The sequence below is a fragment of the Kribbella sp. NPDC059898 genome (genome assembly GCF_042730855.1).
Lineage (GTDB): Bacteria > Actinomycetota > Actinomycetes > Propionibacteriales > Kribbellaceae > Kribbella.
This window is the reverse complement of record NZ_JBHWKR010000008.1, coordinates 297,793-317,727: the sequence shown is the minus strand read 5'-3', so window position 1 is coordinate 317,727 and position 19,935 is coordinate 297,793. Positions and strand designations below refer to the sequence as shown.

General features: G+C 70.5%; 20 protein-coding genes and 1 riboswitch. Of the genes, 9 read left to right on the top strand and 11 right to left on the bottom strand.

Annotated features, from left to right (window positions below):
* Positions 1 to 32: 32 nt before the first annotated feature.
* Together ACFV9C_RS25865 and ACFV9C_RS25860 are read left to right on the top strand one after the other, a co-directional pair.
* Positions 33 to 674, top strand: a complete 642-nt coding sequence (locus tag ACFV9C_RS25865; protein ID WP_380197517.1) for a TetR family transcriptional regulator — start codon at positions 33 to 35, stop codon at positions 672 to 674.
* A gap of 34 nt (positions 675 to 708) precedes the next feature.
* A complete protein-coding gene (locus ACFV9C_RS25860) occupies positions 709 to 1,233 on the top strand; it encodes a hypothetical protein (protein WP_380197515.1) in 525 nt (174 codons plus the stop codon).
* Here ACFV9C_RS25860 and ACFV9C_RS25855 read toward each other — a convergent pair.
* The 3 genes from ACFV9C_RS25855 to ACFV9C_RS25845 are packed head-to-tail and all read right to left on the bottom strand — an operon-like array spanning position 1,208 to position 3,894.
* Entirely contained in the window at positions 1,208 to 2,212 is a 1,005-nt protein-coding gene (locus ACFV9C_RS25855) for a pirin family protein (protein ID WP_380197513.1), read from the bottom strand. The two genes, ACFV9C_RS25860 and ACFV9C_RS25855, sit on opposite strands and share 26 nt — an antisense overlap.
* 43 nt (positions 2,213 to 2,255) lie before the next feature.
* Positions 2,256 to 2,843 carry a class I SAM-dependent methyltransferase gene (locus ACFV9C_RS25850; protein ID WP_380197511.1) on the bottom strand — a complete coding sequence of 196 codons (588 nt, stop codon included), beginning with the start codon at positions 2,841 to 2,843 and terminating at the stop codon, positions 2,256 to 2,258.
* Positions 2,844 to 2,850: 7 nt separating this feature from the next.
* Positions 2,851 to 3,894: a PHP domain-containing protein gene (locus tag ACFV9C_RS25845; protein WP_380197509.1), complete on the bottom strand. Its 1,044-nt coding sequence runs from the start codon at positions 3,892 to 3,894 to the stop codon at positions 2,851 to 2,853.
* Between the two features lie 128 nt (positions 3,895 to 4,022).
* Between ACFV9C_RS25845 and ACFV9C_RS25840 the strand changes: the two genes are divergently transcribed.
* The 6 genes from ACFV9C_RS25840 (at position 4,023) to ACFV9C_RS25815 (ending at position 10,702) form a co-directional block, all read left to right on the top strand.
* Entirely contained in the window at positions 4,023 to 5,234 is a 1,212-nt protein-coding gene (locus tag ACFV9C_RS25840) for a PucR family transcriptional regulator (protein WP_380197508.1), read from the top strand.
* 79 nt (positions 5,235 to 5,313) lie between these two features.
* Positions 5,314 to 6,507 (top strand): acyltransferase domain-containing protein, encoded by a 1,194-nt coding sequence (locus ACFV9C_RS25835; protein ID WP_380197506.1) that lies wholly within the window; start codon positions 5,314 to 5,316, stop codon positions 6,505 to 6,507.
* Positions 6,504 to 7,493, top strand: coding sequence for a beta-ketoacyl-ACP synthase III (locus ACFV9C_RS25830; protein ID WP_380197504.1), 990 nt, complete (start codon positions 6,504 to 6,506; stop codon positions 7,491 to 7,493). Before ACFV9C_RS25835 ends, ACFV9C_RS25830 begins: the two co-directional genes overlap by 4 nt.
* A 74-nt stretch (positions 7,494 to 7,567) precedes the next feature.
* The gene (locus ACFV9C_RS25825; protein ID WP_130380551.1) at positions 7,568 to 7,816 is read left to right on the top strand and encodes an acyl carrier protein; all 249 of its coding nucleotides are present in this window, start codon (positions 7,568 to 7,570) and stop codon (positions 7,814 to 7,816) included.
* Between the two features lie 161 nt (positions 7,817 to 7,977).
* Positions 7,978 to 9,213, top strand: a complete 1,236-nt coding sequence (gene fabF, locus ACFV9C_RS25820) for a beta-ketoacyl-ACP synthase II (RefSeq protein ID WP_380197502.1) — start codon at positions 7,978 to 7,980, stop codon at positions 9,211 to 9,213.
* Positions 9,214 to 9,274: 61 nt separating this feature from the next.
* Entirely contained in the window at positions 9,275 to 10,702 is a 1,428-nt protein-coding gene (locus tag ACFV9C_RS25815; RefSeq protein WP_380197501.1) for an acyl-CoA carboxylase subunit beta, read from the top strand.
* Between the two features lie 208 nt (positions 10,703 to 10,910).
* Here ACFV9C_RS25815 and ACFV9C_RS25810 read toward each other — a convergent pair whose 3' ends face one another.
* From ACFV9C_RS25810 to ACFV9C_RS25790, 5 genes are all read right to left on the bottom strand, one after another.
* Positions 10,911 to 11,408: a DUF3145 domain-containing protein gene (locus ACFV9C_RS25810; RefSeq protein WP_380197499.1), complete on the bottom strand. Its 498-nt coding sequence runs from the start codon at positions 11,406 to 11,408 to the stop codon at positions 10,911 to 10,913.
* 169 nt (positions 11,409 to 11,577) lie between these two features.
* On the bottom strand, positions 11,578 to 11,811 hold the full coding sequence (locus tag ACFV9C_RS25805; protein ID WP_380197497.1) for a hypothetical protein: 234 nt from the start codon (positions 11,809 to 11,811) through the stop codon (positions 11,578 to 11,580).
* Between the two features lie 31 nt (positions 11,812 to 11,842).
* The gene (locus tag ACFV9C_RS25800) at positions 11,843 to 12,796 is read right to left on the bottom strand and encodes a VWA domain-containing protein (protein ID WP_380197496.1); all 954 of its coding nucleotides are present in this window, start codon (positions 12,794 to 12,796) and stop codon (positions 11,843 to 11,845) included.
* The gene (locus tag ACFV9C_RS25795; RefSeq protein ID WP_380197494.1) at positions 12,796 to 13,788 is read right to left on the bottom strand and encodes a DUF58 domain-containing protein; all 993 of its coding nucleotides are present in this window, start codon (positions 13,786 to 13,788) and stop codon (positions 12,796 to 12,798) included. Before ACFV9C_RS25795 ends, ACFV9C_RS25800 begins: the two co-directional genes overlap by 1 nt.
* 163 nt (positions 13,789 to 13,951) lie before the next feature.
* Positions 13,952 to 14,986, bottom strand: coding sequence for an AAA family ATPase (locus ACFV9C_RS25790; RefSeq protein ID WP_380197492.1), 1,035 nt, complete (start codon positions 14,984 to 14,986; stop codon positions 13,952 to 13,954).
* A gap of 206 nt (positions 14,987 to 15,192) precedes the next feature.
* On the opposite strand from ACFV9C_RS25790, the gene ACFV9C_RS25785 reads away from it, so the two are divergent.
* Positions 15,193 to 16,029, top strand: coding sequence for a hypothetical protein (locus tag ACFV9C_RS25785; RefSeq protein ID WP_380197491.1), 837 nt, complete (start codon positions 15,193 to 15,195; stop codon positions 16,027 to 16,029).
* Here the strand turns inward: ACFV9C_RS25785 and ACFV9C_RS25780 are convergent.
* The 3 genes from ACFV9C_RS25780 to ACFV9C_RS25770 all read right to left on the bottom strand — a co-directional run bounded on the left by ACFV9C_RS25780 (position 16,026) and on the right by ACFV9C_RS25770 (position 19,898).
* The gene (locus tag ACFV9C_RS25780; protein ID WP_380197489.1) at positions 16,026 to 16,268 is read right to left on the bottom strand and encodes a hypothetical protein; all 243 of its coding nucleotides are present in this window, start codon (positions 16,266 to 16,268) and stop codon (positions 16,026 to 16,028) included. The two genes, ACFV9C_RS25785 and ACFV9C_RS25780, sit on opposite strands and share 4 nt — an antisense overlap.
* 25 nt (positions 16,269 to 16,293) lie before the next feature.
* A riboswitch (guanidine-III (ykkC-III) riboswitch) is annotated at positions 16,294 to 16,359 on the bottom strand.
* Positions 16,359 to 17,375, bottom strand: coding sequence for an aldo/keto reductase (locus ACFV9C_RS25775; RefSeq protein ID WP_380197487.1), 1,017 nt, complete (start codon positions 17,373 to 17,375; stop codon positions 16,359 to 16,361). Its footprint overlaps the riboswitch before it by 1 nt.
* A gap of 66 nt (positions 17,376 to 17,441) precedes the next feature.
* Positions 17,442 to 19,898, bottom strand: coding sequence for a LamG-like jellyroll fold domain-containing protein (locus ACFV9C_RS25770; protein ID WP_380197485.1), 2,457 nt, complete (start codon positions 19,896 to 19,898; stop codon positions 17,442 to 17,444).
* Positions 19,899 to 19,935: the final 37 nt, after the last annotated feature.

Here is a 19,935-nt window from a genome sequence, read left to right as displayed (position 1 = left end):
AGTACAAAATTTGGTCCAGTATAATTCTCACCATGCCCCAGCCAGGACTGCGCGAACGCAAGAAGCAGGCCACCCGGCGGATGATCGCGGACATCGCCACCGGGCTGTTCGCGCTGCGCGGGTTCGACGCGGTGACGGTCGCCGAGATCGCCGAGGCTGCCGGCGTCTCGAAGATGACCGTCTTCAACTACTTTCCGCGCAAGGAGGACCTGTTCCTCGACCGGCACGCGGACCGCCTCCGTGAACTCGAGGCGGTCGTCCGTGACCGCCCCGCCGGCGAGCCGGTGCAGGACGCCTTGCGCCGGTACCAGCACGAACTGCTCGCGGCCGGCCATCCGCTGTCCGGCGCAATCGAGGGCGTCCGGGGTTTCTGGGTCGTGCTGCAGTCCAGCCCCGCCCTCGTCAGCCGCAGCATCGAGCAGGAGCACGAGGTCGCCGACCTGCTGACAGGCCTCCTGACCGAGGAGACCGGCGACGAGTTCGGCGCCCGGCTGACCGGGAACCTGCTGGCCGCGACGCTCAGCACAATCTTCCGGACCGCGGTCGTCCGGATCGTCGCGGGCGCGGACGTCGACGAGGTACGCCGTGATCAGCTCGCTGTCATCGACCGCGCGTTCGACGTCCTCGAGCACGGAATCGGTCCGCGGAGGGAGCCGCTTCACTCTGGCGGGTGAGGCGGCGGGGCGGCGTAGGCCGGATGCTCGGAGCGTGAGTACAACAGAGCGTCCCGTCCCCCGCTGGGCCTACGTCCTCGCCCACGCGATCCCGTTCCTCACGCTGCCGTCCGGGCTGTGGCGGCTCGGCCTGGTGTTCGGCTCGTCGATGGGCATGCTGGACGACAGCGGCCAGCCCGCGTACGCCGGCGGCCTCGGCACCAAGGTCTACATCGTCTGTCTGTCGATCTTCTCCGAGCTGGTCGCGCTGACCGCGCTCGGCATGGTCAGCCGGTGGGGCGAGGTCGCGCCGCGCTGGATCCCGTTCATCGGCGGCCGCCGCGTCCATCCGTACGCCGCGATCCTGCCGGCCACGCTCGGCGCGCTCAGCCTGATCGCGATCTGGACGTACGGTTTCCGCGACGCCTACACCGACCACTTCATCCCGTTCAGCAGCACGCCGTGGAAGGTCCTCATGCTCAGCTGCTACAGCCCGCTGAACCTCTGGGGCCCGGCGCTCCTGCTCGTCACCTGGGCGTACTACCGGCGCCGGGTCAGCGTGCCCGCGGTCGCGGTTTGAGCGTGGTTGCGGGCAGCGGCGGAGCGGGCAGCGGATCGCCGTCGTACCCCGGCACCATCGGGAAGCGCGGATCGCCGGTCGTGATGGCCGCCTGCCAGGCGTTCCGGGCGGCGACGATGTCCTCGTGGGTGCGGCCAATGAAGTTCCACCACATCACCAGCTCTTCCTCGAAGGGCTCGCCGCCGAGCAGCAGGAAGCGCGTGCCGTTGTCGGAGGCAACCAGTTCGATCGCGTCCCGGCCGGAGCCGAGGTAGGTCATCTCGCCGAACCCCGGAGCGAGTTCCCCGACCGTCAGCGAGCCGTCGACGACCAGGACGGCGTACTCGTTCGACGGAGTCAGCGGCACGGACACCGTGCGGCCGGGTTCGACCGTGATGTCGGCGCCGACCAGCGGGGTGTACGCCGGTGCGGGCGAGGTGACGCCGGCGACGGTGCCGATCATCACGATCACGTGGGCGCCGTCGAGGTCCAGCTCCGGCAGGTCGGCGTACGCGTCGAACGCGGGCGGGGTCGTCGTACGGACGCTGTCCGGCAACGCGACCCACAACTGCGCGCCGTGCAGCATCGGCGGCGCGTCCGGCGTCGACACCTCCGAGTGCGCGATCCCGTTCCCGGCGGTCATGATGTTCAGCTCACCGGGGCGGACGAACGCGTGCGAGCCGACGCTGTCGCGGTGCTCGATCTCGCCCTCGAACAGCCAGCTCACCGTCTGCAGACTCGCGTGCGGATGCGGCGGGACATGCATCCCGCGCTCCCCCGGTACGTCGTACGAGTCGACCCGCCGGGTCAGGTCGTCCGGCCCGTAGTGGTCGACGAAGCACCACGCGCCGACCATCCGGCGGTCCTTGTTCGGCAGCAGCCGCCGTACCTTCGTGGTCCGTCCCAGCACCACCTCGCGGGCCTCGAGCAGCTCCAGCGCGGGACCGTCACACTCACCCGTGCCAACCACTTCCGCCGGGTCCTTCTCAAGATCACTCACAGCCGCCCCTTCCGCCGCACGACAACGCAACGAGAGTACGACGCTAGGCGCGGCGCGCGAGCATCAGCTGGAGCAACGGCCAGCTCTCGGCCCGTTCGATCAGCTCGAAACCGGCGGCAGCGATCTGGTCGTCGTCGACCGGGTTCGCCTCGAGGCCGTGGTGGAACACCGTCTTGACCACTGGATTCCGGGGCGGACGGAGATCGGCCAGCATCAGCCGCCCGTCCGTCGCCAGCACCCGATGCGCCTCGGCCAGCGCCCGCGGCCGGTCCGCCGGCGCGATGTGATGGAACGCCAGGCACGACACGACGAGGTCGAACGACCCGTCGTCGAACGGCAACTCCTGGGCACGGGCGACCCGGACCTCCGCGTCGCCCGGCAGCCGCCGCTCCGCGAACCGCACCATCGTCGTACTCGGGTCGATCCCGGTCACCCGGCCACCGGGTCCGACCGCGGCGGCCAGCCGGCGCGCGAGGTACGCCGTACCGGTGCCGAGGTCGAGCACCCGCTCGCCCGGTCGCGCCCGGCTGTGCCGGACGATCCGGTCGTACACCTTGGGCCGTTGCCCGAGGAACACGATCCCCGCCGCGAGATCGTAGAGCCGTGCCTGGTGGATGACCACATCGCTCATGACGCACCTAGCTGTTGGTCCAGTCGAGCAGGGTCTCGGAGTCCCAGGTGTTGATGACTCGCTCCGGCGTGACGTCGCAGTCCTCGGCGCGTTCGCAGCCGTAGACCTGCCAGTCGAGTTGCCCCGGCGCGTGCGCGTCGGTGTCGATCGAGAACAGGCAGCCCGTCTCGACCGCCATCGCCAGCAGGCGTTTCGGCGGGTCCAGGCGTTCGGGGCGGGAGTTGATCTCCACTGCGGTCCCGAACTGGCGGCAGGCCTCGAACACCACCTCGGCGTCGAACTCCGACTCCGGCCGGGTACCGCGGGCGCCGGTGATCAGCCGGCCGGTGCAGTGCCCGAGCACGTCGACGTGCGGGTTCGCGATCGCCCGGACCATCCGCTCGGTCATCGGCTCGGACGCCATCCGGAGCTTCGAGTGCACGCTCGCCACCACGACGTCCAGCCGGGCCAGGATCTCCGAGTCGCAGTCCAGCGTGCCGTCCTCGTTGATGTCGACCTCGATGCCGTTCAGGATCGTGAACCCGTCCAGCTCGTCCTGCAGCTTCTTGTTGAGCTCGGCAACGACCTCGAGCTGCTGCAGGCGGCGTTCGCGGGACAGCCCGTTGGCGACGGTGAGCCGCGGCGAGTGGTCGGTGAGCGCGACGTACGAGTGCCCGAGGCGGTGCGCCGTACGGGCCATCTCCTCGATCGGGCTGCCGCCGTCGGACCACTCCGAGTGCAGGTGCAGATCGGCCTTCAGCGCGGCCCGCATCCGCTGACCCGCGGTGGTCAGCTCACCGGCCGCCTCCTCCAGCTTGACCAGGTACGACGGGGTCGCGCCGTCCATCGCCTCGACGATCACGGCCTCGGTCTTCGGGCCGATCCCGGGCAGCTCGGTCAGCGTCCCGGCCCGGCGCCGCGCCCGCACCTCGGTGGCCGGCAGCGCCGCGATCGTGTCCGCGGCCCGCCGGTACGCCTTCACCCGATGCGTCGGCTGCCGGTCCCGCTCGAGGTAGTACCCGATCGCCCGCAACGCCGCGACAGCGTCGTCGACACCCGCCTTGTCCGTCATGCACTCCATCTTCCGCCATTTGAGAGGTGAACCCGCAAGCCCGCCCCTTCGCCACGCGCATGCGACTGGGGAACCGGCAACTTCAGTGGTGAACCACTCAAACGCGGGCGGGGCGTTAGTGTCGGGGCGTGGCGAGAGACGGGCATCGGGCGCGCGCCGACCGGCTGCAGGCGGCGACCGGGGCGCTGGCGACTGCCGCGATGGCGGCGATGGAGGCCAAGCTGCCGTGGTTCGGCAAGCTGTCGGCGCAGGACCGGTCCTGGATCGGGCTGGTCGCACAGTCCGGGATCTCCGCGTTCGTCGACTGGTTCCGGGACCCGGAGGCGCACTCGTCGATGCCGACCCGGATCTTCGGGTCCGCGCCGCGCGAGTTCACCCGGGTGATCTCGCTGCACCAGACCGTCGACCTGGTCCGCACCACGATCGAGACCATCGAGATCACGATCGGCACGCTGCTGCCGCCGGCCGACGTACCGATCGTGCACGAGGCGATCCAGCGGTACGCCCGCGAGGTCGCGTTCGCCGCCGCCACCGTGTACGCGCAGGCCGCCGAGATGCGCGGCGCCTGGGACGCCCGGCTGGAGGCGCTGCTGGTCGACTCGGTGATCCGCGGCGAGACCGACGAGTCGGTCCGCTCCCGTGCCTCCGCCCTCGGCTGGACCGGCCGCATCGGTACGACGGGGTCCGCCGAGGTCGCCGTGGTGGTCGGACGGGCGCCCGCCGCCGAGACTCCCCCGCCCGCCGGCAGCTCGAACGTCGTGGACATGGTCCGGCACGCGGCCCGCGAGGCCGGTGCTGACGCACTGTGCGCGGTCCAGGGCGACCGGCTGGTGGTGGTACTCGGTGGTACGGGCAAACCTGTGGAGATCGTACAAAAGCTGGCCCGCTGGTTCGGACCCGGGCCGATCGTCGTCGGGCCGGTCGTGAAGGACCTGATGGCGGCCGTCACCTCGGCCCGCGCCGCGGTCGCCGGACTCCGCGCGGTGGCCGCCTGGCCGGGGGCGCCCCGACCCGTGTACGCCGACGAACTGCTCCCGGAACGGTCACTCTCCGGAGACGGCCACGCCCGCCGGCAGCTCGCGAACGAGGTGTACGCCCCGCTCACCGCGGGCGACGGGGCGCTCCTCGACACGGTCTCGGCGTACCTGGACTCAGGCGGCTCGATCGAGGCGACGGCCCGGGCGCTGTTCGTGCACGCCAACACCGTCCGGTACCGGCTGAAGCGTGTGGCGGACATCACGGGCTACAACCCGCTGAATCCCCGCGACAGTTTCACGTTGCGTGTCGCACTGACCTTGGGCCGCCTGCTCACTCCCGAGGCGAACACCCCCGGTTTGTAGGATCTCCACAAAACCGGGCCGGTAGAATTCGTGCTCGCCGCGCGGCTCCGAGGGGGCCCGGCTGAGGGAGAGTGTTCTCGTGCTCGTCATCGTCGCGCCCGGTCAGGGTGCCCAGACCCCAGGATTCCTCGAGCCGTGGCTGGCGGATCCCGTGTTCGAGAGCCGGCTGCACTGGCTCTCCGCGGTCGCCGGTCTCGACCTCGCCCACTACGGCACCGAAGCCGACGCGGACACGATCCGGGACACCGCGATCGCGCAGCCGCTGCTGGTCGCGTCCGGCATGCTGGCCGCGCTGGCGGTGTTCCCGCACCCGGGCGACGCGTTCACCAAGGTCGGCGCGGTCGCCGGGCACAGTGTCGGCGAGCTCGCCGCCGCGGCCGGGACCGGCGTACTGACCGCCGAGCAGGCGATGGTGCTGGTCCGCGAGCGCGGCAAGGCGATGGCCGCCGCGGCCGCGCTCACCCCGACCTCGATGACCGCGGTCCTGGGCGGCGACCGGGACGAGGTCCTGGCCAAGCTCGCCGAGCACGGCCTGACCCCGGCGAACGACAACGGCCCCGGCCAGATCGTTGCCGCCGGCACCGTCGACGAACTGGCCGCGCTGGCCGCGGACCCGCCGGCGAAGGCCCGGCTGATCCCGCTGTCGGTGGCCGGCGCGTTCCACACCAAGCACATGGAGCCCGCGGTCCAGACGCTGGCGAAGTACGCGACCGCGGTCAGCACCCACGACCCGCGGACCCGGCTGATCTCGAACCGGGACGGCCACGTCGTGCACGACGGCCGGGATGTCCTGCAGCGGCTCGTCACCCAGGTGAACGCACCGGTGCGCTGGGACCTCTGCATGCAGACCATGTCCGACCTCGAGGTCACCGGCATCCTGGAGCTGCCGCCCGCGGGCACGCTGACCGGGATCGCCCGGCGTGCGCTCAAGGGTGTCGAGACGTTCGCGCTGAAGACGCCGGACCAGCTCGACGACGCCCGCGCGTTCGTCGAGAAGCACGGCAGCCCGTCCGAGATCGACGCCTCCCCCACCTGGCGGCTGCTGGTCGCCCCGATCAAGGGCACCTTCACCCGCTCGGAGCAGACCCGCCGGGAGACCGGCGACACGGTCGAGGCCGGCGAAGTGGTGGCGACGGTGGCGAGCCTGCGCGACAAGGTCGACGTGACCGCGCCGCACGGCGGCATCGTGGTCGAGTGGCTCGCCGAGGAAGGCGACCCGGTCGCCCCCGGCCAGCCGCTGCTCCGCCTGCACCCCGCCGGGAGCTCGTCGTGATCACCGCGTCGACAGGCGCGCAGTACGCCGGAATCCTCGGGATCGGGTCGTACCGGCCGCGGCGCGTCGTACCGAACGCCGAGATCCTCGAGCAGATCGACTCCAGCGACGAGTGGATCCAGACCCGCTCCGGGATCAAGGAACGCCGCTGGGCGAGCGACGACGAGACCGTACTGGCGATGGCGGTGAGCGCGGCCAAGGACGCGATCGCGGAGTCCGGCGTCGACCCGGCCGACATCGGCTGCGTGATCGTCGCGACCGTCACGCACCTGTACCAGACGCCGGCGATCGCGACCCAGGTCGCCGTCGGCGTCGGCGCCCCGACCGCGGCGGCGTTCGACATCTCCGCCGCCTGCGCCGGCTTCTGCTACGGCGTCGCGATGGCCAACGACCTGGTCCGCGGCGGCAGCGCGAAGTACGTGCTCGCGATCGGCGTCGAGCGGCTCAGCGACATCACCGACCGCACGGACCGCAGTACGGCGTTCATCTTCGCCGACGGTGCCGGCGCCGCGGTGGTTGGACCGTCCGACGAGCCGGGGATCGGGCCGGTCGTCTGGGGCTCGGACGGGACCCAGCACGAGGTGATCAGCCAGAAGGAGTCCTGGCAGGAAGTGTTCGGCAGCTACAACTGGCCGCACCTCACGATGGACGGCAACCCGGTGTTCCGCTGGGCGTCGTTCGAGATGGCCAAGACCGCGCAGCAGGCGCTGGACGTGGCCGGTGTGAAGGCCGAGCAGCTCGACCTGTTCGTGCCGCACCAGGCGAACATGCGGATCACCGACGCGATGCGCCGGGCGCTCAAACTGCCCGAGCACGTCCGGGTCGCACGGGACATCGAACGCCAGGGCAACACGTCCGCGGCGTCGATCCCGCTCGCGATCACCGCGATGCGCGAGAACGGCGAGGCACACAGCGGGGACCTCGCGCTGATCATCGGATTCGGGGCGGGGCTCGTCTACGCCGCCCAGGTGATCCGGCTTCCGTAGTCCATAGTTGTCCGAGGCAGCTCAGGTGGCTGCTCCGGCAGTAAGTCAGCAGAAATCCGAAAGGGAACCAAGAGATGGCCAGCACCGAAGAGATCCGTTCCAGCCTCGCCGAGATCGTGAACGAGATCGCCGGCATCCCGGTCGAGGACGTCCAGCTGGACAAGTCCTTCACCGACGACCTCGACGTCGACTCGCTCTCCATGGTGGAGGTCGTGGTGGCCGCCGAGGAGAAGTTCGACGTGAAGATCCCCGACGACGAGGTCAAGAACCTGAAGACCGTCGGCGACGCCGTCGCGTTCATCGAGCGCGCCCAGAACGGCTGACGTACGCCGTGCCGGCCGGGTGCTCATCGGGCCGTTCCCGATGAGCACCACGCAGTACCAGCAGAACCAGCAGGACCAGCAGGACCAGCAGGACCAGCAGGACCCGCAGGACCACCCCTCGCTCCCAACCGCAGACCGTCGATGTGAAGGATGAGGTAACCATGTCGAAGACCCGAGTCGTCATCACTGGGCTCGGAGCCACGACCCCGCTCGGGGGCGACGTGGCCAGCTCCTGGGAAGGGCTGTTGGCCGGCCGCTCCGGCGCCCGGCGGCTGACCGACGAGTGGGTGCAGAACCTGGCGGTCCAGATCGCCGCACCGGCCGCGGTCGAGCCGACCGACGTCCTGGAGCGGGTCAAGGCCCGCCGCCTCGACCGTACGGCGCAGCTCGCCGTCGTGGCCGCCCGCCAGGCCTGGGCCGACTCCGGCCTGGAGGACTCCGGGCTGGACAAGGAGCGGCTCGGTGTCGCGGTGGCCTCCGGGATCGGCGGCCTGCACACCACGCTGTCGAACTACGACGCCCTCCTGAAGAACCCGCGGCGCGTCTCCCCGCTGGCCATCCCGATGCTGATGCCGAACTCGTCGGCGGCGTACGTGTCGCTGGAGCTCGGCGCCAAGGCCGGCGTGCACACCCCGGTCTCGGCCTGCGCGTCCGGCAACGAGGCGATCTGGCTCGGCCTCGACCAGATCCGGCTCGGCCGCGCGGACGTGGTCGTCGCCGGTGGCTCCGAGGGCGCGATCATGGCGCTGCCGCTGGCCGCGTTCGGGATGATGCAGGCGCTCAGCAAGCGCAACGACGACCCGGAGCGGGCGTCGCGTCCGTGGGACGTGGACCGCGACGGCTTCCTGCTCGGAGAGGGCGCCGGGATCCTGATCCTGGAGTCGTACGAGCACGCGAAGGCGCGCGGCGCGAAGATCTACGCCGAGCTCGCCGGCGCGGGCATCTCCGCCGACGGGCACGACATCGCACAGCCCGACCCGACCGGTTCCGGCGCCCGCCGGGCGATGGAGCGGGCGCTGTCCGAGGGCGACCTGACCCCGGCCGACATCGTGCACATCAACGCGCACGCCACCTCGACGCCGCAGGGTGACATCGCGGAGTCGCTGGCGATCCGGCAGGCACTCGGCAAGCACGCCGACCACGCGGTCGCCACCGCGCCGAAGTCGATGATCGGCCACCTGCTCGGCGGCGCCGGCGCGGTCGAGTCGGTCGCCACGGTGCTCGCCCTGCACCACCGGGTGTCGCCGCCGACCATCAACGTCGACAAGCTCGACGACCAGATCGAGCTCGACGTCGCGACCGAGCAGCGCAAGCTCCCGGACGGCGACATCGCCGCCCTGAACAACTCCTTCGGCTTCGGCGGCCACAACGCCGCCATCGCCTTCAAGTCGGTGTAGCCGACCGGCGCCGCCCGGCGTCACGAGCGCCGGGCGGCACCTTCACCTCCCGGAGGACGCCATGACGACCACCGCCGTACCCAAACCGGCCAAGCTCCCCCGGGAACTCGACCCACGGAACCCTGTCACCCGGCTGACCAACCTGCTCGATCCCGGCAGCCTGGAGCTGATCACGCCGGACAACCTGTCCGGGATGGTCGCCGCCCGCGGCACCGTCGAGGGCGCTCCGGTCGTCGCGTTCTGCTCCGACGCCACCGTGATGGGTGGGGCGATGGGCGACGAGGGGTGTGACGTCGTCGTCAAGGCGTACGAGATCGCGCGGGCGGAGCAGGTGCCGATCATCGGGCTCTGGCACTCCGGCGGCGCGCGACTGGCCGAGGGTGTGCTGAGCCTGCACGCCGTCGGCAAGATCTTCTACGCGATGACGCAGGCCTCCGGGAAGATCCCGCAGATCTCCGTCGTGCTCGGCCCGGCCGCGGGCGGCGCGGCGTACGGACCGGCGCTCACCGACATCGTCGTCCTCGGGCCCGAGGGCCGGATCTTCGTCACCGGCCCGGACGTGGTGCGTTCGGTCACCGGCGAGGACGTCGACATGCTCCGCCTCGGCGGGCCCGAGCCGCACGGCCGGCGTTCCGGCGTCGTCCACATCACCACCGAGTCCGAGGCCGCCGCCCTCGACCAGGCCCGCCGCCTCACCGACCTGCTCGCGAACCAGGGCACGATGTCCACGGACATCCCGGACACGGACCTGTCCGGATTCCTCCCCGAGTCGGCGAAACGCGCGTACGACGTGCATCCGCTGGTCGGCGGCGTACTCGACGACGACTCCCCCGTGGAACTGCATCAGCGCTGGGCGCCGAACATCGTCACCACGCTCGGCCGGCTCGGCGGGCGGACCGTCGGCGTGATCGCGAACAACCCGCTGCGGCTCGGCGGCTGCCTGGACGCGCTGTCGGCGGAGAAGGCGTCCCGCTTCGTGCGGATGTGCGACGCGTTCGGCGTACCGCTGGTGGTGCTGGTCGACGTACCCGGTTATCTGCCCGGGGTCGGACAGGAGTGGGACGGCGTCGTACGGCGCGGCGCGAAGCTGCTGCACGCGTTCGCGGAGGCCGTCGTGCCGCGGGTGACGCTGGTGACCCGGAAGACGTACGGCGGGGCGTACATCGCGATGAACGCCCGCTCGCTCGGCGCCACCCGCGTCTTCGCCTGGCCGCGCGCCGAGGTGGCCGTGATGGGCGCGGTCGCCGCGGTCCGGGTGCTGCACCGCCGCAAGCTCGCCGAAGTGGACCCGGAACTCCGCCCGCAGGTCGAGGCCGAACTCGCCGCCGAACACGAAAAGATTGCCGGTGGCATCGACCGCGCCCGCGAGATCGGCGTCGTCGACGAGATCGTCGAACCCACCCGTACCCGCACCGCCCTCGCAACATCCCTCGCCAAGGCCGAGGCCGACGGACCGCGCCGCGGTGCCCACGGCAACATTCCGCTCTGAACGGCTTGAAGGGCGCGAACCCTGAGGTTCGCGCCCTTCACGTGGTGCGGCCGCTGTTGTTCCCAACCACCGGGGGTGTCCCGACACCCGGTGGCCCAGCGGCCACGGCCCCTCCCACCCTTGTGCAACGTCTGATGCTCAGTCTCACCGAAAAGTTCGGGGAAAGCTCCGCACTTCACGGCTTTCTTCAGAAGTTCTCAGGGACTCCTTAGACAACCTGGTGCAGCCAGCGCACCGGGGCGCCGTCGCCGGCGTACCGGAACGGTTCGAGTTCGTCGTCCCAGGGGCGGCCGAGCAGCCGCTCGACCTCCTCGGTCAGGTCCGCCTCGCCGCTGGCGGCCTTCAGCATCGCGGCCTTCAGCCGCTCCTCGGGGACCATGATGTCGCCGTGGACGCCGGTGGTCGCGTGGAAGATGCCGAGCTCGGGCGTGAACGAGTACCGCTCGCCCTCGGCGCCGTTGCTCGGCTCCTCGGTGACCTCGAACCGCAGCTTCTGCCAGCCGCGCAGGGCGGATGCCAGCTTGGCCCCGGTACCGGCCTCGGCCTGCCAGGACAGCTCGGCCCGGTACGTGCCCTGGGCCGCTGGTTGCGGCGTCCAATCCAGTTTCACGGGCACGCCAAGGATGCCGCCCGCGGCCCACTCGACATGCGGGCACAACGCTGACGGCACCGTGTGGACGTACAGAACGCCACGAGTCGTCGCCACCGGGACCTCCTGTGCTCGAGGGGCGCCTTCCCCAGCGTTCTCGCAGCAGCTCGTCGATCTCGGTGCTTAAGGTGAGTTTCTCAGGACATCACAAGACGACCCGCGAAACACTGGACCATCTTGCACCACCACCCCCGCGAACACCAGTAACCTCGCCGTGTCAACCACATCACGGTCGTGTCGCTCCCCCCGACCCGCCCCGCCAGCTCTCGCCGTACGGCGTGAACGTGTACTCACCGCGGTACCAGAACTGCCCCTGCATCCCGACGGTGGCGCCGTCGACGTCCACCGACACGCCGCCCGGGTCGCCCAGCAGGACGCGGCAGCGCTCCTCGGTGAGGAACGGCTCGACCTGCTCGAACGGCACGGCGGCGACCGCCTTCACGGTTCCGAGGACTCCCATGACCGCAAGTGTAGCGTGGCTACCTATTGGCTTACGGGAAGCGGGAGGCGAGGGCGATGCAGGCACCGGCCGCGGCGAGCGTGAACAGCATCGCGATCCCGGCGTACCGGGCGGTGACCTCCTTGTCGACCTCGTCGTACCCGACCGAGGAGCCGATGTCCTTGTAGACGTCCTTCAGCTCGCCCGCGGACTCCGCGGTGTACGCCTCGCCGCCACTGATCTCGGCGATGCTGCGCAGCTCCGCGCGGTCCGGTGGGACCCGCTGGCGAATGCCGTCCATCTCGATGAACCCGGAGTCGGTGCCGAAGCAGATCGTGTAGACCGGGGTGTTCTTCGCCTTCGCGGCCTGCGCGCCCTCCTGGGCGGTCCGGCCGACGGTGCGCTTGCCGTCCGACAGCATCACGATCCGCGCCGGGGCCGGGTCGTTCGGGTGCGCCGGGTCCGGCGGCACCTGGGTCAGCGCCTGCAGCGAGGTGAAGATGCCCTCACCGGTCGCCGTCGACTCGGCCAGCTCGAGCCCGTCGATCGAGCGGTCCACGGTGGACCGGTCGGTGGTCGGCGGCACGATGATCGACGCCGTACCGGCGAAGTTCACCAGCGCCACGTTGAATTTCGCCGGCAGATTGTTGACGAACTCCTTCGCCGACTCCTTCGCCGCCTCCAGCCGGTTCGGATCGATGTCGGTCGCCATCATCGACAGCGAGACGTCGATCGCGACCACGATCGTGGCCCGCTCGCGCGGCACCTTGACCTTGGTCTTCGGCTGCGCGAACGCCAGGATGCAGGTCATCGCGGCCAGCAGCGCGAGCCCGACGGCCAGGTGCCGGCGCCACTGCGGGCGCCGCGGCGCGACCCGGTCGAGCAGCGCGATGTTCGTGAACCGCAGCGCGTACTGCGAGCGGCGGTGCTGGAGGGAGAGGTACCCCGCGAGGATCAGCGGGATCAGGATCAGGAACCACAGTCTGGCCGGAGACAGGAACTCCATCAGCGAGCCACTCCCTTCGGCGGTTGGTGCAGGCGTGGCGCCACCCGCCGGTAGGCGAGCACGAACCGGACGGTGTCGGCGACCCAGTCACGATCGGTCCGCAGTACCAGGTGGCCCGCGCCTACCCTACGCAGGGCCGCGCGGGTTCGTTCCCGCTGCGCCAGGGCGGCGACCTCGAACGCCTCCCGGATCTTCCGCCGCCGGGTGTCGATCTCGCGGACCTCGCCGGTCTCCGGGTCACCGATCGTGACGACGCCGATGTTCGGCAGCTCCAGCTCGCGCGGGTCGACGATCTCGACCGCGAGCACCTGGTGCTGGGCGGTCAGCTTGCGCATCGCCCGCTCCCAGGACGGCTCGACCTGGCTGGCCACCTCGCCGTCCTGGGGGGTCAGGAAGTCGGACACGATCACCCGCAGGCCGCGCTTGCGCTGCGTCCGCGCCATCGACTCCAGCGCCGCGGCCAGGTCGCTGCGGTGCGCCTCCTCGTCGCCACTGAACTGCTCGGCAAGCAACGCCCGCAGCAGTCCGTACAGCGCCAGCCGCCCGGACCGGGCCGGCCAGCGGCGGAGCGCCGAGTCGCGCAGCATCAGCCCGCCGAACCGGTCGCCGAGCCGGTGGGTCAGGAACCCGACGGTGGCGACCGCGGCCACGGCGAGCTCGCGCTTCTCGAGGCGCGACGTACCGAAGTCCATCGAGGCGGACAGGTCGACCAGCGCCCAGGTCTCCAGCTCACGGTCGGCGATCAGGTCCCGGACGTGCGGGATCGTCGTACGGGCCGTCACCGCCCAGTCCATCCGGCGGACGTCGTCGCCGACCTGGTACTCGCGGGCCTCGGCCAGCTCGGTGCCGGGACCGGGCAGCAGCCCGAGGTGCTCCCCGTGCAGGTAGCCCTCCAGCCGCCGTACGACGGTCAGCTCCAGCCGCCGCAGCGCACGCTCAGGAGCGAGCTGCGAGATCGTCATCGCAGCTCGCGGATCGGGACGGTTCGGCATCAGTGCTCCGGGTTGGGGAGGGCTTGAGTGATTGCGGCGTCCAGGTGCGTGCATCGCGGTGCTGGACGAGCGTCGTCGATGCGGAGCATCGTCGGTGGTCGGCCAGTGCCGTGAGGTGCGTGCCTGGGCGTCGCAAGCGCCAAGCACTCCCCAACCCGGAGCACTAGACGAACTCCGGGCGGCCGGTGGCGTCGGCGCCGTCGCGCCAGACCGGCTGCGGTGGCGGGACGGTGGCCAGGATCCGCTCGATCACGGCCCGCGGGTCGATGTTGTCCGCGACCGCGTCGAAGGTGAGGCCGAGCCGGTGGCCCATCACGTCCAGCGCGACGGTCTGGATGTCGCTCGGCAGCAGGTAGTCGCGGCCGTGGATCAGCGCCAGCGCCCGGCCGGCCGCGATCAGGCCGAGGGTCGCCCGCGGGCTGACGCCGAGCTCGATGATCGGCTCCAGGTCCGGCAGGTGGAAGTCGGTCGGCGTCCGGGTCGCCATCACCAGGCGGACGGCGTACTCCGCGACCAGGTTGTGCACGAACACCTGCTCCGCGGACCGCTGCAGCTCGAGGATCGTCTCCGGCTTCAGCACCTGCCGCGGCTCCGGCGGGTCGACGCTCATCCGGCGGAGGATCTCGAACTCCTCGTGCCCACGCGGGTGCGGTACGTCGATCTTGACCAGGAACCGGTCCCGCTGCGCCTCCGGCAGCGGGTAGACGCCCTCGGACTCGATCGGGTTCTGGGTGGCGATGACGATGAACGGCTTCGGCATCGGGAAGGTCTGGCCGCCGATCGACACCTGCCGCTCGGCCATCAGCTCGAGCATCGCCGACTGCACCTTGGCCGGTGCGCGGTTGACCTCGTCGGCCAGCACGAAGTTCACGAACGTCGGGCCGAGCTCGATGTCGAAGGCCTCGCGGGTCTGCCGGTAGATCCGGGTGCCGACGATGTCGGACGGAACCAGGTCCGGGGTGAACTGGATCCGGGCGAAGCTGCCGCCGACCACGCTGGAGAACGTCCGGACGGCCAGCGTCTTGGCGACACCCGGCACACCCTCGAGCAGGCAGTGACCCTTGGCCAGCAACGACACCATCAGGGTCTCGACCATGTGCTCCTGGCCGACGATCACCCGCTTGACCTCGCCGACGGCCTCGCCGATCAGCCGGGACTGCTGGGACACCGTTCCCGCCGGCACCGTGGTTTCGGTCATGCCTGTCCTTCCGGGGCCCGCACGCGAGCCATGTCAAACACCGTCATTCCCCACTTCGCAACACCGGTCATTCCATCAGATCACCGGGGCCAGCGCCTCCGGCGCCCCGTCCCATCCTGCCCTCGGACTCCAAATCCCGCCTCGCCGACCGCGCGGCAGGCGGCGGCTGCGGCGGTGCTACCGGCGATGTGGTGGGATTGGGGGTGATGACCGCGACCGAATCCCCGACCGAGGTGCAGCCTGACGACCGGCCTGCGCTGGAGATTCCGGACGCCCTGCCGCTGCAGCCGGAGGACCCGCCGCGGGTCGGCGACTTCTGGCTCCGCGGGCGGCTCGGGGCGAACGCGGCCGGCTTCCTGTACACCGCCGCCACCGAGGACGGCCGGGACGCGATCGTCGCGATGATGACCGAGGGCTCGGCCGACGACGCCGCCGCCCGGGAGCGGTTCGTGCACGCGGTCGACGAGCTGCCGGACGACGCCGTACTGGCGCACAACGACTCCGACGACGACGATCTCGCGCTCTGGGCGGCGTTCGGGCCGATCCGGGCCGACGGGTCCAGCGCGGCGTCCGACGAGCGGTTGCTGGCCGAACGCCGCGGTGAGGACGTACTGTCCGCAGTCCTGATGGACCGGGTCCCGCAGCCCGGGAAGCTCCGGGGGCCGGACTTCCGGCACTACTGGGAGAGCCGGCGGCGTCCCGGCCTGTTCCGGATCTGGCCGCTGCCGTGGCCGAACGCGCTGCGCCCGGCGTCGCGGTGGGCGCTGGCGTTCGCGTTGCTGACGATGGCGTTCATCATGGCGCTCGCGGTGTTCCTGGCGTGGTTGCTGTTCCGGCACGCCGCGCCGCTCGAGCCGGAACCCGTCATCCCGACGCCGACCGGGACCACGACCGTCACCATCACCCCGACCACACCGCCGCCGGGCACCGGCTCCACGCCGACGACGGGCCCGACGCCGACGGTGACGCCGACCACCGGGATCCCGACGCCGGCACCGACCGAGTCTCCTGGCGGGACGCCGACGCCTGGCTCGAAGCTCTAGGCTTTCTTCGCACGGAGGCTGATCAGGCCGAGGAGGCTGATCACCGCCCAGCTGCCTTCGAGCAGCAGGAATCCCCAGGAGAGCTGGACGGCGGCGATCGTTGCCAGCACCCCCGATCCGAGCAGGTTCAGCAACTGGTACGTGACCGTACGCTGCTGCAGGCGCCCGGCCTGGGCGGCGGCGAACGCGATCAGAATGGTGACCGCACCAACGATTTCGAGGACATCGAGCGCGTGCATGAGGACGGCCCCCTCCAGTGAGGGCTGGGCGTCGTCTTGTCGGACCGGGTACGGCGCCGCTCGTCCGGGGAGCCGCTGGACCGCGAACTCCTACTCCGAGGATAGCAAGCCGATCAGCTCCGGGTCCTTCCAGAGCCGCTCGGGCACCGGCTGCCGGACGAGCGCGGCGTCGGCGCGGATCTCGGCCGGGGATGCTGCTGTGATGAGTACTGACGTGACCGCCGGGTGCCTGCTCGGGAACGCGAGCGCCGCCTGTGGAAGTGAGACGCCGTACCGCTCGCAAACCGCCGAGATCCGGCGGGCCTGGACGGTCTCGGGCTCCAGCACGAGCGCACCGGCAACGATCACCGAGACACCGCGGGCGAGGCAGGTGTCGAGCAACGGTTCGGCCTGCTGGTCGAGCAACGAGTACTGCCCGGTGAGCAACACACAGTCCAACTCCACCTCCCGCACAACCCGCTCAAGCTCCCCCCACTCCCCACCAACCACCCCAACCGCCCGAACAACCCCCTCCCGCCGCACCCTCCCCAAACCCTCGAACCCCTCCCACCTCACACCGCGCCCACCACCCACCTCCCGCACGCCACCTCCCCCCACACCCTGCACACCACCTGCCTCCACACCTCCCCCCACGCCCTGCACACCACCTGGCTGCACACCCGGCACACCACCCGCCTGCACACCACCTCCCCCCGCACCGCGCACACCACCCCGCCCCGCGGCTTCCGCGCCACCCCTCCCCACACCCTGCGTGTCACCTCGCCGGGCGCCTTGTGTGTCCTGCTGGAGGAAAGCGAGGTCGATTGTGAGGCCGAGGGTCTGGCTGCTCTTGCGGATCGACTCCTCCGGGTCCTCCCCCACCACCCTCGTCGACACGAGGAACTCGCCCCGCGGCCGCCGCCGCAGCGCCGTACCGACGCGTCGCTCGGACTCGCCGTACGCCGGTGACGTGTCGAAGAACCGGATCCCCGCCTGGTACGCCGCGTCAACGGTCGCGAGCGCCGTCTCCTCGTCCGGCCAGCCGAGCTGCGACCCGCCGAGCCCGAACCGCGGCGGCCGGAACCGCACCGTGGAGCGCGGGGCAAGCACCTGGCTGGGTACGGCCACCGCACTCACCTCCGCCGGTCGGGTACCTCAAGGATCAAGGCTCGGCGAACTCTTCGCATCTCGAATCTAACGCCCGGAGCGGTAGAGCGCGTCCACCTCCGCGTCGGTCAAGGCCCGGTCGTACAGGTGGACCTGGTCGACCGTCCCGTCCAGGAAGTCGACCGGATTGCCGCCGAACTTCGCCCGCCCGATGACCGTGTTCCCCGTCGACCCGGAGTCAAGCGAGCACGCAGACTTGGTCGCCACGAGCTGCCCGTCCACGTACAGCTTCAGCTCCCCCTTCACCACATTCCGTACGCCGGTCACGTGGTACCACTGCCCCGGAGTCGGCTTGGTCGGCGCGAGCGCACGAATGCCCGGGAAGCTCATCGCGAACCGCTGGTCCTGCCCGGAGTACTGCAGGAAGAACGCGCTGTCGCGATCACCGTCCTGGCTGACGAACGTCTGGAACGCCCCGTCCACCTTGTTCAGCTTCACCCAAGCGCTGGCCGTGTAGTTCTTCGTCGTGTCGAGCAGCGCCGCACCGGTGTCGACGTACTGATCGGCTCCGTTCAGCACCACGCCCTGACCGTTCTTGCCCTCGCCGTACACCGCCCCTTGCTCGAGGGTCGCGTCGTTGTTGCCGACGGCATCTTTCCCGGACCCGTCGAGCGGATAGAAGTGGATGCCGTCGGCACCCGGCGTACCAGGCCCCGGATCCGGAGCACCGGCGCCGCTGCCGTCAGCATTGTCGACAATCTTCTTGTTGACAGTCCGCACCTGTGCGAAGTCCATCTTCGGCACCCGGCGGTCGTAGGTGAAGAAGCCGTTCAGCTCCCCCTCCACGTCGGTGATCTGCGTGTAGACCGACCCGCTGATCCCGCACTGCTGCGCGGATCTGAGCACGTTCTCCTGGTTCTCGACGTACTTGCGGGTGAGCGTCGCCGAGTCCGGCTCCATCTCGTACGCCGACCCGTCGCCGAACCACATGTGGTCCGCGACCTTCAGCCCGAACCCGCCGTGCTCGCCGTCCACCGCGGCCCGGTCCGCCGTCGGCATCGTCGTCGCCGGCCCGAGGTACGCGTGGTAGTCGAGGATGTTGCCGCGGCCGGAGTCACCGTGCGAGTTGCAGCAGTTCACGCCGCTGTGCGCGTCGACGAGCCGGGACGGGTCCTGGGCCGCGACCGAGTCCGCGACCTGACCGGTCTCGGTCCGGTCCCATTCGCCCCAGCCCTCGTTGAACGGCACCCACACCGTGATCGACGGGAAGCTCTTGTGTTCGTCGACCATCTCGTGCAACTCGGACTTCCACTGGGTCCGCCAGGGCTCGGGCATCGCGTCGGTCTTCGACGCCGGCATGTCCTGCCAGACCATCAGCCCGAGCTTGTCGGCCCAGTAGTACCAGCGGTCCGGCTCGACCTTGATGTGCTTGCGGACGGTGTTGAACCCGAGCCGCTTGTGCTGCTCGAGGTCGAAGCGCAGCGCAGCGTCGGTCGGGGCGGTGTTCAGCCCGTCCGGCCAGAACCCCTGGTCGAGGGCGGACAGGTTGAACAGAATCTTCCCGTTCAACGCCATCCGGAGCTTGCCGTCGGCCCCTTTCTGCAGGCCGACCTGGCGCATCCCGGCGTACGAACCGACCTGGTCGACGACCTTGCCGCGGTCGATCAGCCGGACCCTCAGGTCGTACAGGAACGGGTGGTCCGGCGACCAGGTCTTCGGGTTCGGGATCCCGAGCCGGAGCTCGGTGTTCGCCTTACCTGTCGTATTGCCGACAATCCTATTGTTGTCGTACGCCGTCACCTCGACGTCGAGGCCGGCCGGGCCGGTCGTCTCGGCCTTCACCTTGAGCGTCTGGTTCGGCAAGTCCGGCGTGGTCTGCAGACGGCTGATCGACGCAGCGTTCACCGGCTCCATCCAGACGGTCCGCCAAATACCGGAGCTGCCCTGGTAGAAGATGCCGTGGTCGCTGACCTCGCGCTGCTTGCCGATCGGCTGGTACGTCTCGTCGGTGAGGTCCTCGGCCCAGACGATCAGCTCCTGCGGGCCTTTCGCGTGCAGGGCACTCGTCACGTCGACGTCGAAGCCGTCGTACCCGCCGCGGTGGGTGGCGACCTGAACGCCGTTCACCCACACCTTCGCGTCGTAGTCGACCGCGCCGAAGTGCAGCATGAGCTGCTTGCCCTTCCAGTTGGCGGGGACGTCGAAGGTACGGCGGTACCACATCCGGTCCTCGTGCTTCTGCAGGCCGGAGAGGGCGGACTCGATCGGGTACGGGACCAGGACCTTCTCCTGGAGCGTGCGACCGACGGGCGGCTGCTCGTTCGGCGCGGCGGCGGACCACTCCCAGAGGCCGTTGAGGTTGCGCCAGTCGGGGCGGGTCAGCTGCGGCCGCGGGTACTCCGGAAGCGCGTTCGTCGGAGAGACGTCCGCGGTCCAGGGCGTGGTGAGCGGCGGCGTACCGACGTGCCAGTCGGGCGTGGCCTGAGCCGAGGGGACGACGAGCGCTGACGCGACGAGTGCGGCCGCGGTGAGGAACTTGAGCATGGGCGGGGTCCTTTCGGGGCGGGAAAGGGCACCTTTA

Excerpts from the sequence above, each read along its gene's own strand:
- ACFV9C_RS25845 (WP_380197509.1), bottom strand. The coding sequence starts at position 3,894 with ATGACGGACAAGGCGGGTGTCGACGACGCTGTCGCGGCGTTGCGGGCG.
- ACFV9C_RS25770 (WP_380197485.1), bottom strand. The coding sequence starts at position 19,898 with ATGCTCAAGTTCCTCACCGCGGCCGCACTCGTCGCGTCAGCGCTCGTC.
- ACFV9C_RS25815 (WP_380197501.1), top strand. The coding sequence starts at position 9,275 with ATGACGACCACCGCCGTACCCAAACCGGCCAAGCTCCCCCGGGAACTC.
- ACFV9C_RS25800 (WP_380197496.1), bottom strand. The coding sequence starts at position 12,796 with ATGGAGTTCCTGTCTCCGGCCAGACTGTGGTTCCTGATCCTGATCCCG.
- ACFV9C_RS25805 (WP_380197497.1), bottom strand. The coding sequence starts at position 11,811 with ATGGGAGTCCTCGGAACCGTGAAGGCGGTCGCCGCCGTGCCGTTCGAG.
- ACFV9C_RS25865 (WP_380197517.1), top strand. The coding sequence starts at position 33 with ATGCCCCAGCCAGGACTGCGCGAACGCAAGAAGCAGGCCACCCGGCGG.
- ACFV9C_RS25850 (WP_380197511.1), bottom strand. The coding sequence starts at position 2,843 with ATGAGCGATGTGGTCATCCACCAGGCACGGCTCTACGATCTCGCGGCG.
- ACFV9C_RS25795 (WP_380197494.1), bottom strand. The coding sequence starts at position 13,788 with ATGCCGAACCGTCCCGATCCGCGAGCTGCGATGACGATCTCGCAGCTC.
- ACFV9C_RS25785 (WP_380197491.1), top strand. The coding sequence starts at position 15,193 with ATGACCGCGACCGAATCCCCGACCGAGGTGCAGCCTGACGACCGGCCT.
- fabF (WP_380197502.1), top strand. The coding sequence starts at position 7,978 with ATGTCGAAGACCCGAGTCGTCATCACTGGGCTCGGAGCCACGACCCCG.
- ACFV9C_RS25790 (WP_380197492.1), bottom strand. The coding sequence starts at position 14,986 with ATGACCGAAACCACGGTGCCGGCGGGAACGGTGTCCCAGCAGTCCCGG.
- ACFV9C_RS25825 (WP_130380551.1), top strand. The coding sequence starts at position 7,568 with ATGGCCAGCACCGAAGAGATCCGTTCCAGCCTCGCCGAGATCGTGAAC.
- ACFV9C_RS25780 (WP_380197489.1), bottom strand. The coding sequence starts at position 16,268 with ATGCACGCGCTCGATGTCCTCGAAATCGTTGGTGCGGTCACCATTCTG.